Below are 13,712 nucleotides of genomic sequence, written 5' to 3' on the forward strand. Positions count from 1 at the left end.
CAAGATCTAGAGCATGATGCTCAATTGTCGCAACAGATGAAGTAGGTGTAAGGAAATAGCCCCTTCCAGGGGCAAATCAAAGCCGCCTTCTAAGAAGGCGGATTCTTTACTTTTGCTAGGCGGCGGGGCAGTTCGTTTCCGTCACGCTATTGATCAAAATTTCATTCACTGGTGTGTCGCTAAAACCATTGCTGGTTTTGGTCGGCACAATGCTTATCTGATCGACCACATCCATCCCTTCAACGACTTTACCAAACACGGCATAACCATAGCTGCTCGCCGAAGCATCGAGCTGCGGATTGTCTAACACATTGATAAAGAACTGTGATGTTGCTGAGTCTGGCACTGTGGTACGTGCCATCGCGATAGTGCCACGTTTGTTACTGATGCCGACGGCGGCCTCGTTTTTAATCGGCGCGCTGGTCGGCTTGCTTTGTAATCCCGTGGTGAAACCACCGCCTTGGATCACAAAGTTATTGATGGTTCTGTGGAATAAAGTGCCGTTATAGAATGACTTATCGACATATTGTTTAAAGTTCTTACCCGTGATCGGCATATGGGTGAGGTCGATAGCTAAGGTCAAATCCCCCTTTGTGGTGCTCATTAAATAACAGACATCGTCGCTTAAGCTCGGTGGGGTTGGATCGGGAGTCGGGAGCGTTGGTGTTAATTCATCGTCGCCACTGCCGCCGCAGGCGCCAAGGGCCAAACTCAAACTGCTGGCGAGTAAAAGTCCCGTGATTCTTTTCATATCAATTTCCTTATTTTGCATCGTTCGCCATTTATTCCTGCCACTTTGAATGATGTAAGCAGCTGTAGGTAAATGTTTCGATTAGGTGTTGTTTTTGTTTTGAACGCGCATAGTGACAGAGCGATGAACAGGAGTTCAAGATGAAAAATGCAATTGATACAAAGTGTTGCAGCTAGTTGTTGATACGGGATTTGTGGTTTGTGCGGGGGATTCAACCGCTGCGATGCTTCTTGAAATACTGCTCCAAGATAAGACGCTGTTTTGCTTGCGCCATTTAAGCGCGTTGCACCTTTTTTAATCACTCCCTGCTTCAAACTAGTGCGTTTACGAGATGGCCCCGTGGGCCAAGGCTTGGGCGATAAAGACACGCATTTTATTCAAGATGCTGATTTATAAGTTTTCTTTGTTGTCACTTGGCTGACATAAATCTGTCTTCATGCTGTTATTTTGCGCTGGCATGGTTACTGCCTATCTAAGGCTATGGATGAGCAGTCGCGGGGGCGACAAATATGGGGCTGGAGAAGTTGCTGTATTTGCGGGGCGTAGGAGCAGACTTTACCGACTGCTTCGGCCAGTACATCCGCATTCCCGAGGCTGACAGGCAAGGGATTTTGACCTGTATGTTGCAGGAGAAAAATACTCAGGCCTGCGAGGCAAAGGATGAACCATTAACGAGTTTACCCAGTGGCGATGAGCTTGACGCTCAGGTGTATCAACTCGATGCACAGCATTGGACACAAGTGTTGCCAGCGTTTCATTGGTGCTATATCGACGAACCTTGGGTCTGTCTGTATTTACCTCTATCTTACCGTGGCGATCTGCTGCTCACCTTTACCTGTGAGCAAGGGGAGAGGGTTATCCTCGAGGTGCCGTTTTCGGCGCTAAAACCGATTGGGGATTACCGTATTCAGGCGCAGGAGTTGGCACAGTTTGGCAATAGCCCCTTTGCCAATGAGTGTCAGTTCCTGCAATACCGCCTCGACCTCTTAGGTCATGAGTTTCATTGCCGTGATGCGGGCGATGCCGCTGAGCAAGATAGTAAGGCTGAGCCGCGCCGTTCATGGGAAAATGTCAGCGCCGCGCTAAACACATCTAACAATAAAGACAACTTAAGTGATTTATCTTGCTTGGGATTGGGGTACCACACTCTAAGCGTCAGTTTGCTTGGGCTGGCAGATGATCAGCAAGGCCTTGCATCGGCAAGCAACTCATCAGCAAGCATTTCGGCAGCAAGTAAGGCGACTGAGTTCCATGGCACTTTTATGGTGGCACCGAGAACCGCCTATCAAGGGGTGATGAGCGCTGTGGGGCAAGGAAAGCGCCATAAACCTTGGGGTGTGAGTCTTCAGCTCTATAGTCTGCGCAGCGAAAGCCAATGGGGCATGGGCGACTTTGGCGATTTAGAGCAACTTATCGGTTTAGTGGCCGAATATGGCGCCGATTTTATTCAGCTTAATCCATTGCATGCCTTAAATATTGCCGCGCCGGAACATCCGAGTCCTTATAGTCCCTGCGATCGTAGAAGGCTCAATCCGCTGTATATTCATTTACCTAGCGTGCCTGAATTTGAGCCATTAAAAACGGAGTTTGCGGCGAAGGAGTGGCAAGAAGCCATTGCCCTACTCAACGCAGAGAACTGGCTCGATTACCCCAAAGTGAGCGAGCTTAAGTACCGCGCCTTTGCACGTTTATACACTGTCTTTTGCGAACACCATTTACAGCCAAACACACCCAGGGCGCAGCGATTTGAGGATTTTGTAGCACAGCAGGGCGCGTCGCTTAGGGAATTTGCCCAAGCCGAATCGCTCCGCAGCCCACGGGCCATAGCGCAGGATGAAGGCTTTTATTTGTACCTACAGTTTGTGGCCGAAGATCAACTGCAATTGTGCCAGCTCAAAGCCAAAGAAGCGGGAATGGGCATTGGGCTTATTCGTGATTTGGCCGTAGGCGCTGCGTTGCAAGGCGTTGAGGTTCAAGCTAATTCGCAGCAGTTCTGCTTAAACGCCAGCATAGGCGCGCCGCCGGATCCCTTTGCGCCGCAGGGGCAAAACTGGGGACTTACGCCCCTCGATCCTGTCAAGCTAAAACAGCATCAATATCGCCATTTTATTGAGCTGACTCGCGCCAACATGACCCACTGCGGGGCACTGCGAATCGACCATGTGATGGGGCTGCTGCGACTCTGGTGGTGGCCTCTGGATAAGCGCCTCGGCCATGGCGCCTATGTGTATTACCCGGTCGAAACCCTGTTGGCGATTCTCTGCCTTGAGAGTCAACGTGCCCGCTGTGTGGTGATTGGTGAGGATTTAGGCCTAGTGCCGCCCGATATTATTCATCGCCTGTATCAGGCGGGGGTTTACTCCAACGAGTTGTTCTACTTCTGCAAAGACCATCAAGGCTTTAAGTCGCCGAGCCAGTATAAGTTCCAGAGTTTGATGATGCTGGCAAACCACGATGTGCCGACCTTAGTCGCCTGGTGGACGGGCAGCGATTTGCACCTGAGGCGACAACTCGAACTGTTCAATACCGATGAACAATTAGGTGAGGCCTTAGCCGGACGTGAGCAGGAAAAACACCAGCTCGCGCAGTGCTTAATCTCCCAGGGCTTATTGCCGGAGACGGATATTCAACAGATTGATATTGAAGATTTATTAACGGCGTGGATGCCCTTTGGCGCCTCGGGCAACAGCGCACTTTACAGCGTGCAATGGTGCGATCTGCTCGGGGACCGCCATGCGGTGAATATCCCCGGCACTTGGCTCGAGTACCCCAATTGGCAGCGCCGATTGCCCATCAGCCTAAGCGAAGCTGCAGCTAGGCCTGCGCTGGCTGAGCGTTTGCAACGCATTGCTGCGGCAAGACATTTGCCAGAAACGGCTGCGCATACAGATACCCTTTGACTAAAAATGGAAGCCAAATGATGACTCAAGCCCAGACTTACTTCTATGACGGTAGCGATGTCGCGCTGTTAAACGGTCAATATACGGATGTGTTTTCCCTGCTCGGTATGCACAGCATCAACGAGGGGAAGGCCTTGGTGGTGCGCTGTTTTTTACGCAACGCCCAAAAAGTTGATGTGATAAGTCTTAAGGATGGCCGTAAGGTGGCGAGCCTTGAGCGCGTCAATGAGGCGGGACTATTTGCGGGCACGCTTGGCAGACGGGTTAAGCCTTTTTTGTATGCGCTACGGGTGACTTATCCCCTCTGTGAGTTGGATATTATCGATCCTTATCAGTTTGGCTCCCTCCTCGATAGTCAAGACTTATACCTCTTCGGCGAAGGAAGCTCTGAGCAGGCCTATCGCTTTTTAGGTGCGAATTGGCGCCACGTAGATAGCGTCGAAGGCGTGCATTTTTGCGTATGGGCACCCAATGCTAAGCGGGTTTCTGTGGTGGGGGATTTTAATCACTGGGACGATACTCGCCATGTGATGCGCCAGCATATGGCCAACGGCTTATGGGAGATTTTCCTGCCTGATGTTGCCGAAGGCGCGCACTATAAGTTTGATTTGGTTTATCAAAATGGCGAGCGCCACGCCAAATCTGACCCCATGGCGACCCAAATGGAATGTGCACCGCACAATGCCTCCATAGTGCCGAAAAAACACCAACACCCGTGGGCAGATACACAATGGATGGACAAACGGGCGACCACGGCTTGGCATCGCGCCGCGATGTCTATCTACGAAGTGCAGCTAGGTTCTTGGCGCCGAAAAGGTGAGTTTGGTGAGCAATACTTTGATTATCAAGACTTAATCGAGCAGTTGATCCCCTATGTGAAGGATCAAGGTTTTACCCATATCGAGTTGATGCCAGTCAGCGAGTATCCCTTCGACGGCTCTTGGGGGTATCAACCCGTTGGCTTGTATGCGCCAACCCATCGTTTTGGCGATGCCAATGGTTTAAAGGCCTTTATCGATGCCTGCCATCAGGCCGAGATTGGCGTGTTACTCGATTGGGTCGCAGCGCATTTCCCTAAGGATCCCCACGGCCTTGTGCGTTTCGATGGCACTTGTCTCTACGAACATGAAGACCCGCGCAAAGGCACGCACCCCGATTGGGATACGCTGATCTATAACTACGACCGCGGTGAGGTGCGCAGCTTTCTGCTCAGCAATGCCTGTTATTGGCTGCGGGAATTTCACCTCGATGGGCTCAGGCTCGATGCGGTGTCATCCATGTTGTACCTCGACTACAGCCGCGAACCCGGGCAATGGCTGCCCAATGCCTATGGCGGACGGGAGAATTTAGAGGCGATTCATTTTCTGCAAATGTTGAATCAACGTTTGTATCAAGCTTTCCCCGGCATTTGCATGATAGCCGAAGAGTCAACCGCCTTTGCGGGGGTGACTAAGCCGACGGATTGCGGCGGGCTGGGGTTTGGTTTTAAATGGAATATGGGCTGGATGAACGACAGCCTAAGTTACCTCGGCCGCGATCCCATCTATCGCCAGTATCACCATAACCAGCTGACCTTTAGTTTGATGTATGCCTATTCGGAGCAATTTATGCTGTCGATAAGCCACGATGAAGTGGTGCACGGCAAGGGCTCTTTGCTGCATAAAATTCCCGGCGATGACTGGCAAAAATTCGCCACCCTCAGGGCCTATTACGGCTTTATGTGGGGACATCCGGGCAAAAAACTACTGTTTATGGGCAGCGAGTTCGCCCAGCGTGACGAATGGAACCATAACCATAGCCTCGATTGGCATTTGCTCGCCTTCGAGCCTCACCAAGGCGTGCAGCGCTGGCTTCGCGATCTGAATCAGCTATATCGCCAATTCCCCGCCTTATCCGTGCTCGACTATGAGTCACAGGGTTTTCGTTGGCTCGATTGTGACAATGGTCGCGACAGTATTTTTAGCTTTGTTCGCTATGGCGAGGGCTGTGATGTGCCTTTAGTGTTTGTGGTGAACATGACGCCAACCCTGCACCAAGGATTTCGTATCGGCTTGCCCCAAGGCGGGGATTTCTGTGAGTACCTCAATAGCGACAGCCATCTCTATGGTGGCAGCAATCAGGGGAATGCGGGCAAGGTAATTGCCGAAGATTTACCTTGGCAGGGCATGGCATCGAGCGCGTTGATCACTGTGCCGCCCCTAGGTTGCTTAATCCTCGGGCCTGCGACGGATGCGCCAAGAGATACCAGCCTATGACGAATCCTGTGCCTGTAAATGCTGGTGGCTCAACCGCCTATAATCTGAGTGCGGGACAGCCCTTTCCCTTGGGGGCGACGGTCGATGATGGCGGGGTGAATTTCGCCCTGTTTTCGGCCCATGCCACTGGGGTGGAGTTATGTCTGTTTGATGCTCAAGGAGAGGTGGAAATTCAGCGCATCGCCTTGACGGAGCAGACCCAGCAAATCTGGCATTTGTATGTGCATGGGCTCAGTGCCGGCCAGCTTTATGGCTACCGTGTCTATGGTCCCTACGAGCCGCAATTAGGCCACAGATTTAATCCGTATAAGTTGCTATTAGACCCCTACGCGCGCCAGCTCGTGGGGCGTTATCACCACCATATCGCCAATTTTGGTTATGAGATTGATAACCCCAACGAGGACTTATCTTTCAGCACCTTAGATAACGCGGATTTTGTACCTAAGTGCAAAGTGGTCGATACTCGGCCCCTTTTTGATGCTGCTAAGGCGCATGCTATTCGGCCGCTCTCAAGCAAGCGTGAGCCATTGCCACTTGAGCAGTGCATTATCTATGAGATGCACTTAAAGGGATTTACCGCGCTGCACCCTGAGATAGATGCGCCGCTGCGTGGTACCTTTGCCGGGCTGGCATCGAATGCCGCGATAGATTACTTAGTCAAACTCGGCGTGAATTGCGTCGAGTTACTGCCGGTACAGGCATTCTTTTCCGAGCCCTTTCTGCTTGAAAAACAGCTCTCTAACTATTGGGGTTATAACAGCATAGGCTTTTTTGCGCCTGAGCCGAGTTATCTCTCGAGTGAGGATATTGGCGAGTTTCGTAACATGGTGGATGCGCTACACGGCGCGGGTATCGAAGTCATTCTCGATGTGGTCTATAACCACAGCGCCGAGGGCAGTCGCCTCGGGCCGACCTTTAGCTTTCGCGGTATCGACAATCTGAGCTATTACCGCCTGCATCCAAACGATAAACGCTTTTATATCAACGATACCGGCTGCGGTAATACCTTAAACCTCAATCATCCACGCATGTTGCAGTTAGTGCTAGATTCGCTGCGTTATTGGGTCGAAGTGATGGGCGTCGATGGCTTTCGTTTCGATTTAGCCGCCTGTCTTGGCCGTGAAGCCTATGGATTTGACCCCGGAAGTGGTTTTTTTGATGCGCTGCTGCAAGACCCTGTGTTGTGCCGGGTGAAGCTGATTGCCGAGCCTTGGGATATTGGCCCGGGTGGGTATCAGTTGGGTAATTTCCCGGTGGCTTTTAGTGAGTGGAATGACAGATACCGCGACACCATGCGGCGTTTCTGGCGCGGTGATCACGGCATGTTGCCCGAGTTTGCGCGGCGATTTCATGGCTCGGGGGATTTCTTTGAGCATAGCGGCCGGCCTCCCGCCGCCAGTATCAACTTTTTAACCAGTCACGATGGTTTTACCCTCAAAGATTTAGTGAGTTATTGCGAGCGGCACAATTGGGCCAACGGTGAAGAAAACCGCGACGGCCACCATGAGAACTTCAGTCATCACTATGGGGTCGAGGGCGACACTGATGACGCCACCATTCTCGCGCTGCGCGCCCGCCAGCAACGCAATCTATTGACCACATTATTCTTATCCCAAGGGGTGCCCATGTTACTCAGCGGCGATGAGACGGGCCGCACCCAAGGCGGGAATAATAACGCCTATTGCCAAGATAACCCCTTGAATTGGTTTGATTGGTCATCGGATGGCATGGATAGCTCATTGCTGAGTTTCACCTCGCAGTTGATTGCCTTACGCAAACGCTTCCCGCTCTTGTGTTCCAAACGTTTTATCCATGAGCAACTAGTGGCCAATGCCTTCGATTGGTCGTCCGAGTCATCTTCAAGCCATGCTGTAAGCTCTGTCTCAACCCCATCGGGGGCGAGGCTGGATTGGTTTAGCCGCCAAGGTGAGCCGATGAGCAAAAGCCTGTGGAGCGAGTCCATGGGCCGCAGCCTCTGCGTGGTGTTATCGGGTAATTTAACCGCCACTCAGCCGCAGGCTCAGGGTGACAGCCTTCAAGCGCTGCTGTTGATGGTGAATGCCGATGAGCATCCCTTGGCCTTTACTCTGCCAGTTTTTGACGGTTTAGGGCCGTGGCAATGCCTGCTGCATACCCAAACAGACCCACAATTTTTAACTCCCACTGAGCCGCTGGATGCTCAGTCCTCACCGACGCGGTACTTGTTACAGGATCGCAGTCTTATGCTGTTTCATGCTGATTTTATAAGGAATTAACTATGAGTCATAACAGTGAGCTGAGCCCAAATACCAGCGGCGTTACTCCAAAAAAACGTGCCACTAAGGCCGCGCCGAGTAAGCCAAAAGCGACACTCGAACCCTGCGAGCCCTGTGATGCCTTGCCCGCGACCTTTAATCGCCATGTGCGTTACGGTTTAAGCCGCGGCGAAGTGGCTCACGGTGAGTTATTTCAATCTCTGGCACTCAGCGTTAAAGAGCAAATGTTGGATGAGTGGCGTGAGACGCGGATAAAAGATAGCTGCTATGACAACAAGCAAGTAGCCTACTTATCGCTGGAGTTTCTCATGGGCAGGGCATTAGGTAATGCCTTGTTAAATCTAGATTTAGAGCAAGACAGCCGCGAGGCGCTTAGCCAATATTCCGTGTCTCTTGAGGAGCTTGAAGAGGCCGAACACGACGCAGGTTTAGGCAATGGTGGCCTTGGGCGACTCGCCGCGTGTTTTCTCGATAGCTGCGCCAGCATGGATTTATCCGTCACGGGTTATGGCATTCGTTACGAATACGGCATGTTCGCCCAGAAGATAGTCGATGGTTATCAAGTCGAGCGCCCAGATCGCTGGTTGCGTGAGGGCAACCCGTGGGAGGTGCGCGTTCCGCACCATAATGTGACGGTAAAGTTCTTCGGTCACACCGAATCCTATGTGGATAAACAAGGGCGCAGGCACATGATTTGGGTCGATACTCAAGATGTGCTCGCCGTGGCCTATGACATGCCCGTGCCCGGTTATCGCAATGGTCGGGTGAATAGCCTCAGACTCTGGAAGGCAGAAGCGACGGATGACTTTGATTTAGCAGAGTTTAACCAAGGGGATTACACAGAGGCGGTGGCGTGCAAGAACCTCGCTGAACAAATCACTATGGTGTTGTACCCCAACGATGCCAGTGAAAACGGTAAAGAGCTGCGGTTGCGTCAGCAGTACTTTTTGTCCTCCGCCAGCCTGCAGGCGATTTTGAAGCGTTGGGTGCATCACCACGGCCATGATTTCAGCGATTTTGCCGCGAAAAATGTGATCCAACTGAATGACACTCACCCCAGTATTGCCGTCCCCGAATTAATGCGGCTGCTGGTGGATGAATATGGCCTCGAATGGGACGCCGCGTGGGCGATTACCAGCCAGACTATGGCCTATACCAATCACACATTGTTGCCCGAGGCGTTAGAGCGCTGGCCCGTGCGTATGATGGCGCTGATGTTGCCGCGAATTTTAGAAATCATCTATGAAATCAACGCCAGATACCTCGATTTAGTTGCCCACCACTGGCCGGGAGATGGCGCCAAACTGGCCAGCATGTCGATCATTCAAGATGGCCCCGATCCCCATGTGCGCATGGCGTACCTAGCCATAGTGGCGAGCTTTTCGGTAAACGGTGTGGCAGCGCTACATACCCAGTTATTAAAGTCGGGCCTGTTTAAGGATTTTTATAGCCTGTGGCCGGAGAAGTTTAACAATCGCACCAATGGCGTGACGCCAAGACGTTGGTTAGCCCACTGCAATCCCGCGCTCGCCAAACTGTTAACCAGCCATTTAGGCAAGGGCTGGGTGACGGACTTAAGCCAGCTGACGGCGCTCAATGCCTTAACCCAAGACGCCAGCTTTATTCAAAAGTGGCGTGAGGTGAAACAAGCCAACAAGGTGCAACTCGCTAAGATGATCGCCAAGGAATGTGCCGTCGAGTTTGACCCTGCAATGTTGTTTGATGTGCAGGTCAAACGGATCCACGAGTACAAGCGTCAGCTACTCAATATTCTGCATGTGATCCATCTTTACCATCAAATCCAGCAGGGACACACAGAGCACCTAGTGCCACGCTGCGTGCTGATCGGTGGTAAGGCGGCGCCCGGTTACTTTATGGCGAAGCTCATCATCAAACTCGCCAGCAATGTTGCCCATATGGTCAACTGCGATCCTGTGGTGGCGCCTTATCTGCGCTTTGCGTTTCTGCCCAATTACAACGTCAGTGCCATGGAAAAAATCTGCCCCGGCACCGACGTCTCCGAACAAATCTCCACCGCGGGTAAGGAGGCCTCTGGCACGGGCAATATGAAGTTCATGATGAACGGCGCACTCACCATAGGTACCTTGGATGGCGCCAATATCGAGATGCTCGAAGAGGTGGGCGAGGATAACTTTTTCCTCTTTGGCCTCAACGCCGAGCAAGTGGTCCAAATGCGCTGTGATTACCAACCGCAGCGGATTATCGCCGAGTCCCACGCCTTATCCGAAGTTATGGCCTTACTCAAGAGCGGCCATTTCAACCTGCTGGAACCGGGGATTTTCGACCCCATTATCGCCTCGATTGAAAGCCCGGATGATCAGTGGATGACGGCGGCAGATTTCGACAGTTATCGCCTCGCCCAAGAGACTGTGGCTAAGGCCTATAAAGATCCGAAAAAGTGGACACAAATGAGTATTCGCAACACGGCGGCCAGTGGTCGCTTTTCCAGTGATGTGACGATTGCTGGCTATCGAGATGATATTTGGAAACTGTAACGGAGAGGTTGATGAGCAAAGGAATGCGCTGTTGTATGCAATCCTGCGGCTTAGGGCGGCAGGGAAGAGTCGTTGTGAAGCAATCGGCACTGATGTGCTATTTGGGGAGTAGAGCCTATGTCTAATGTACGTTATATCAGTAATTTAACTCGTGAAACCTATGCATTGATTCTGGCTGGTGGCCGAGGCTCGCGTTTACATGAACTCACCGACTGGCGCGCTAAACCCGCGCTGTATTTCGGGGGTAAGTTTAGGATTATCGATTTTCCGCTGTCGAATTGCATCAACTCGGGGATCCGCCGCGTTGGGGTAGTGACCCAATATAAGTCGCACTCGTTAATTCGCCACGTGATGCGTGGTTGGGGCCACTTTAAAAAGGAATTAGGTGAGTCGGTGGAAATTCTGCCTGCCTCACAACGTTACTCGGAGAATTGGTATCAGGGCACAGCCGACGCGGTATTCCAAAATATCGATATCATCCGCCATGAGCTGCCCAAGTATGTGATGGTGCTCTCGGGTGACCATGTGTATCGCATGGATTACGCTGGCTTACTGGCCGCCCATGCCGAATCCGGCGCAGATATGACAGTCTCCTGCCTCGAGGTGCCCGTGGCTGAAGCGGCGGGCGCATTTGGGGTGATGGAAGTCGATGACGAGATGCGTATTTTAGGATTTGAAGAAAAACCTAAGCATCCTAAACACTCCCCAGGCAATCCTGAGAAGTGCCTCGCCTCGATGGGCAACTATGTGTTTAACACTGAGTTTTTGTTCGAACAGTTAAAGAAAGACGCGCAAAATGCCAATTCCGATCGGGATTTTGGCAAAGACATTATTCCCTCGATCATCGAAAAACATAAAGTGTTTGCCTATCCCTTTAAGAGTGCCTTCCCCAACGAGCAAGCCTACTGGCGCGATGTGGGCACCTTGGATTCCTTCTGGCAGGCTAATATGGAATTGTTATCGCCCACGCCCGCCTTAAACCTCTACGATGCCAAATGGCCGATTTGGACCTATCAGGAGCAATTGCCTCCCGCCAAGTTTGTGTTCGACGATGACGATAGACGCGGCATGGCGGTGGATTCGATTATATCCGGCGGCTGTATTATCTCGGGGGCGACCGTGCGCCGCAGCGTGTTGTTTAACGAGGTACGGGTTTGTTCCTACTCAGTGGTTGAGGATTCAGTCGTGCTGCCCGATGTGGTAGTGCTGCGCCACTGTAAGATTAAAAATGCCATCATCGACAGGGGCTGCATCATCCCCGAAGGTACAGTGATTGGTTACAACCACGACCATGACAGGGCAAAGGGCTTTAGGGTGTCCGAGAAAGGCATCACCTTAGTCACCCGCGATATGTTAGGGCTGCCCGTGGGCTATGAGTAAGGCCAAGCCATTAATTTTCTTGAATATTAACCCTGTTGGAGTATGAAGTTAGGTGAAACGCATATTAATGGTCGCGGCGGAAAATGGGGCGCTGAAAGGGGCGAAAGTGGGCGGGATGGCGGATGTGATCCGTGACTTGCCCCAAGCCCTCGCGGGTGTTGAGATCCAAGCCGATGTAATTATGCCAAGCTACGGATTTTTAACGGGCCTTGGGGCCAAACTTATCCATGAGTTTGAGGTGAGTTTTGCCGGGCGACAGGAGCCGATTAAGTTGTATTGGCTGGCGCACCCCAAGGTGCAGGGCGCCAATATTTACTTGCTCGAGCATGGGCTGTGGCAATCCAGCCCCGGGCAGATTTATAGCCAAGGCACGAGTGACCGCCCCTTCGCCGATGATGCGACTAAGTTTGCGCTGTTGTGTGCAAGCGTAGCCAAAGCCTTAGTGGCGGGGCTTGTGCCTATGCCTCAGCTTTTACATTTACACGACTGGCACACGGGATGTTTAGCCATGCTGCGGGCGCTGGCGCCCGAGTATCAAGCATTGCAAAGCATAGAATGTGTGTTTTCGATTCATAATCTTGCGCTGCAGGGGATTAGGCCGCTGAGCCATGATACCTCAAGCTTTGCGGCTTGGTTCCCTCACTTATTCGCCCAGTTGGATGAGGGCCAACGCGACCAGATTATTGACCCCCGTTATCCCCATTGCATCAATCCGATGCGGATGGGGATTACGCTGGCGGATAAGGTACATCTCGTCTCACCCACCTACGCCAAGGAGGTGTTGCTTCCTTCTCGCCCCGAGTTGGGGTTCTTCGGTGGTGAAGGCTTGGAGGCGGATTTACAACGTAAAGCCGAGCAGGGGCGAGTACTTGGCATTTTAAACGGTTGTGAATACCCAGAGGCTTTAGCGCAAACCTCCCTAGAACGTATGGGATTAACTGAGTTTAGGGCCTTACTGAGTTGCATCGAGTCGGCCTTAGTACAGTGGCAGGGCGGGCGAAGTCTGGTCAGTGGCGTCGATATGATTGCCTTTACGCGGCTGCAAGCCTTGTGGCGTCTGGCCTCTGCGGGGGAGTTTCCGGACTTTCTGTTGACCTCGGTTGGTCGACTTACCGATCAAAAAGTGCTGATCCTGCGCCATATTTTGCCTTCTGGCTTATCGGTATTAGAGACATTGCTGCAACAGTTGCAGCAAACGCAGCCTAAGACTCTGTTTGTACTATTAGGCAGTGGAGACCCTGAGATAGGGCAATTTTTTCAAATTCTTGCGGCTAAGTATGCCCATTTTGTATTTCTGCAGGGATACCATGAGGAGCTCTCCCAGTGTCTTTATCAAGTGGGTGATTTGTTCTTGATGCCAAGCTCCTTCGAACCCTGTGGTATTAGCCAAATGCTCGCCATGCGTAGCGGTCAGCCTTGTTTAGTGCATGGGGTTGGCGGATTGCGGGATACGGTCGAGGATAATGTCGATGGCTTTGTGTTTTATGGCGATGATATCAAGGCACAGGGGGAGGCTTTGCTAGCAAAGCTTGGCGACGCGCTGGAGACATTTGGCGGTAATGATTGGATGCAACTCAAACGTCAGGCGAAAGCACGACGCTTCGACTGGCACGGCATTGCCCTCGAATACCAGACTCGGCTCTACGCTTAAACTT

The 13,712-nt window shown here is 52.0% G+C and carries 7 protein-coding genes; 6 read left to right on the forward strand and 1 reads right to left on the reverse strand.

The window, feature by feature from the left end; all coding sequences use genetic code 11:
• Nucleotides 1-115 precede the first annotated feature (115 nt).
• On the reverse strand, nucleotides 116-751 hold the full coding sequence (locus L2713_RS02280; RefSeq protein WP_248966765.1) for a peptidylprolyl isomerase: 636 nt from the start codon (nucleotides 749-751) through the stop codon (nucleotides 116-118).
• 509 nt (nucleotides 752-1,260) lie between these two features.
• Here L2713_RS02280 and malQ point away from each other — a divergent pair.
• From malQ to L2713_RS02310, 6 genes are all read left to right on the forward strand, one after another.
• Nucleotides 1,261-3,651 (forward strand): 4-alpha-glucanotransferase, encoded by a 2,391-nt coding sequence (gene malQ, locus L2713_RS02285; RefSeq protein WP_248966766.1) that lies wholly within the window; start codon nucleotides 1,261-1,263, stop codon nucleotides 3,649-3,651.
• Nucleotides 3,652-3,668: 17 nt separating this feature from the next.
• The gene (glgB, locus tag L2713_RS02290; RefSeq protein WP_248966767.1) at nucleotides 3,669-5,906 is read left to right on the forward strand and encodes a 1,4-alpha-glucan branching protein GlgB; all 2,238 of its coding nucleotides are present in this window, start codon (nucleotides 3,669-3,671) and stop codon (nucleotides 5,904-5,906) included.
• Nucleotides 5,903-8,161, forward strand: coding sequence for a glycogen debranching protein GlgX (gene glgX / locus L2713_RS02295; RefSeq protein WP_248966768.1), 2,259 nt, complete (start codon nucleotides 5,903-5,905; stop codon nucleotides 8,159-8,161). Before glgB ends, glgX begins: the two co-directional genes overlap by 4 nt.
• A gap of 2 nt (nucleotides 8,162-8,163) precedes the next feature.
• Entirely contained in the window at nucleotides 8,164-10,677 is a 2,514-nt protein-coding gene (locus tag L2713_RS02300) for a glycogen/starch/alpha-glucan phosphorylase (protein ID WP_248966770.1), read from the forward strand.
• Nucleotides 10,678-10,794: 117 nt separating this feature from the next.
• On the forward strand, nucleotides 10,795-12,057 hold the full coding sequence (gene glgC / locus L2713_RS02305; protein WP_011717793.1) for a glucose-1-phosphate adenylyltransferase: 1,263 nt from the start codon (nucleotides 10,795-10,797) through the stop codon (nucleotides 12,055-12,057).
• A 67-nt stretch (nucleotides 12,058-12,124) separates the two neighbouring features.
• On the forward strand, nucleotides 12,125-13,708 hold the full coding sequence (locus tag L2713_RS02310; RefSeq protein WP_248966990.1) for a glycogen synthase: 1,584 nt from the start codon (nucleotides 12,125-12,127) through the stop codon (nucleotides 13,706-13,708).
• Nucleotides 13,709-13,712: the final 4 nt, after the last annotated feature.

It is taken from the genome of Shewanella seohaensis, from assembly GCF_023283775.1.
Lineage (GTDB): Bacteria > Pseudomonadota > Gammaproteobacteria > Enterobacterales > Shewanellaceae > Shewanella > Shewanella seohaensis.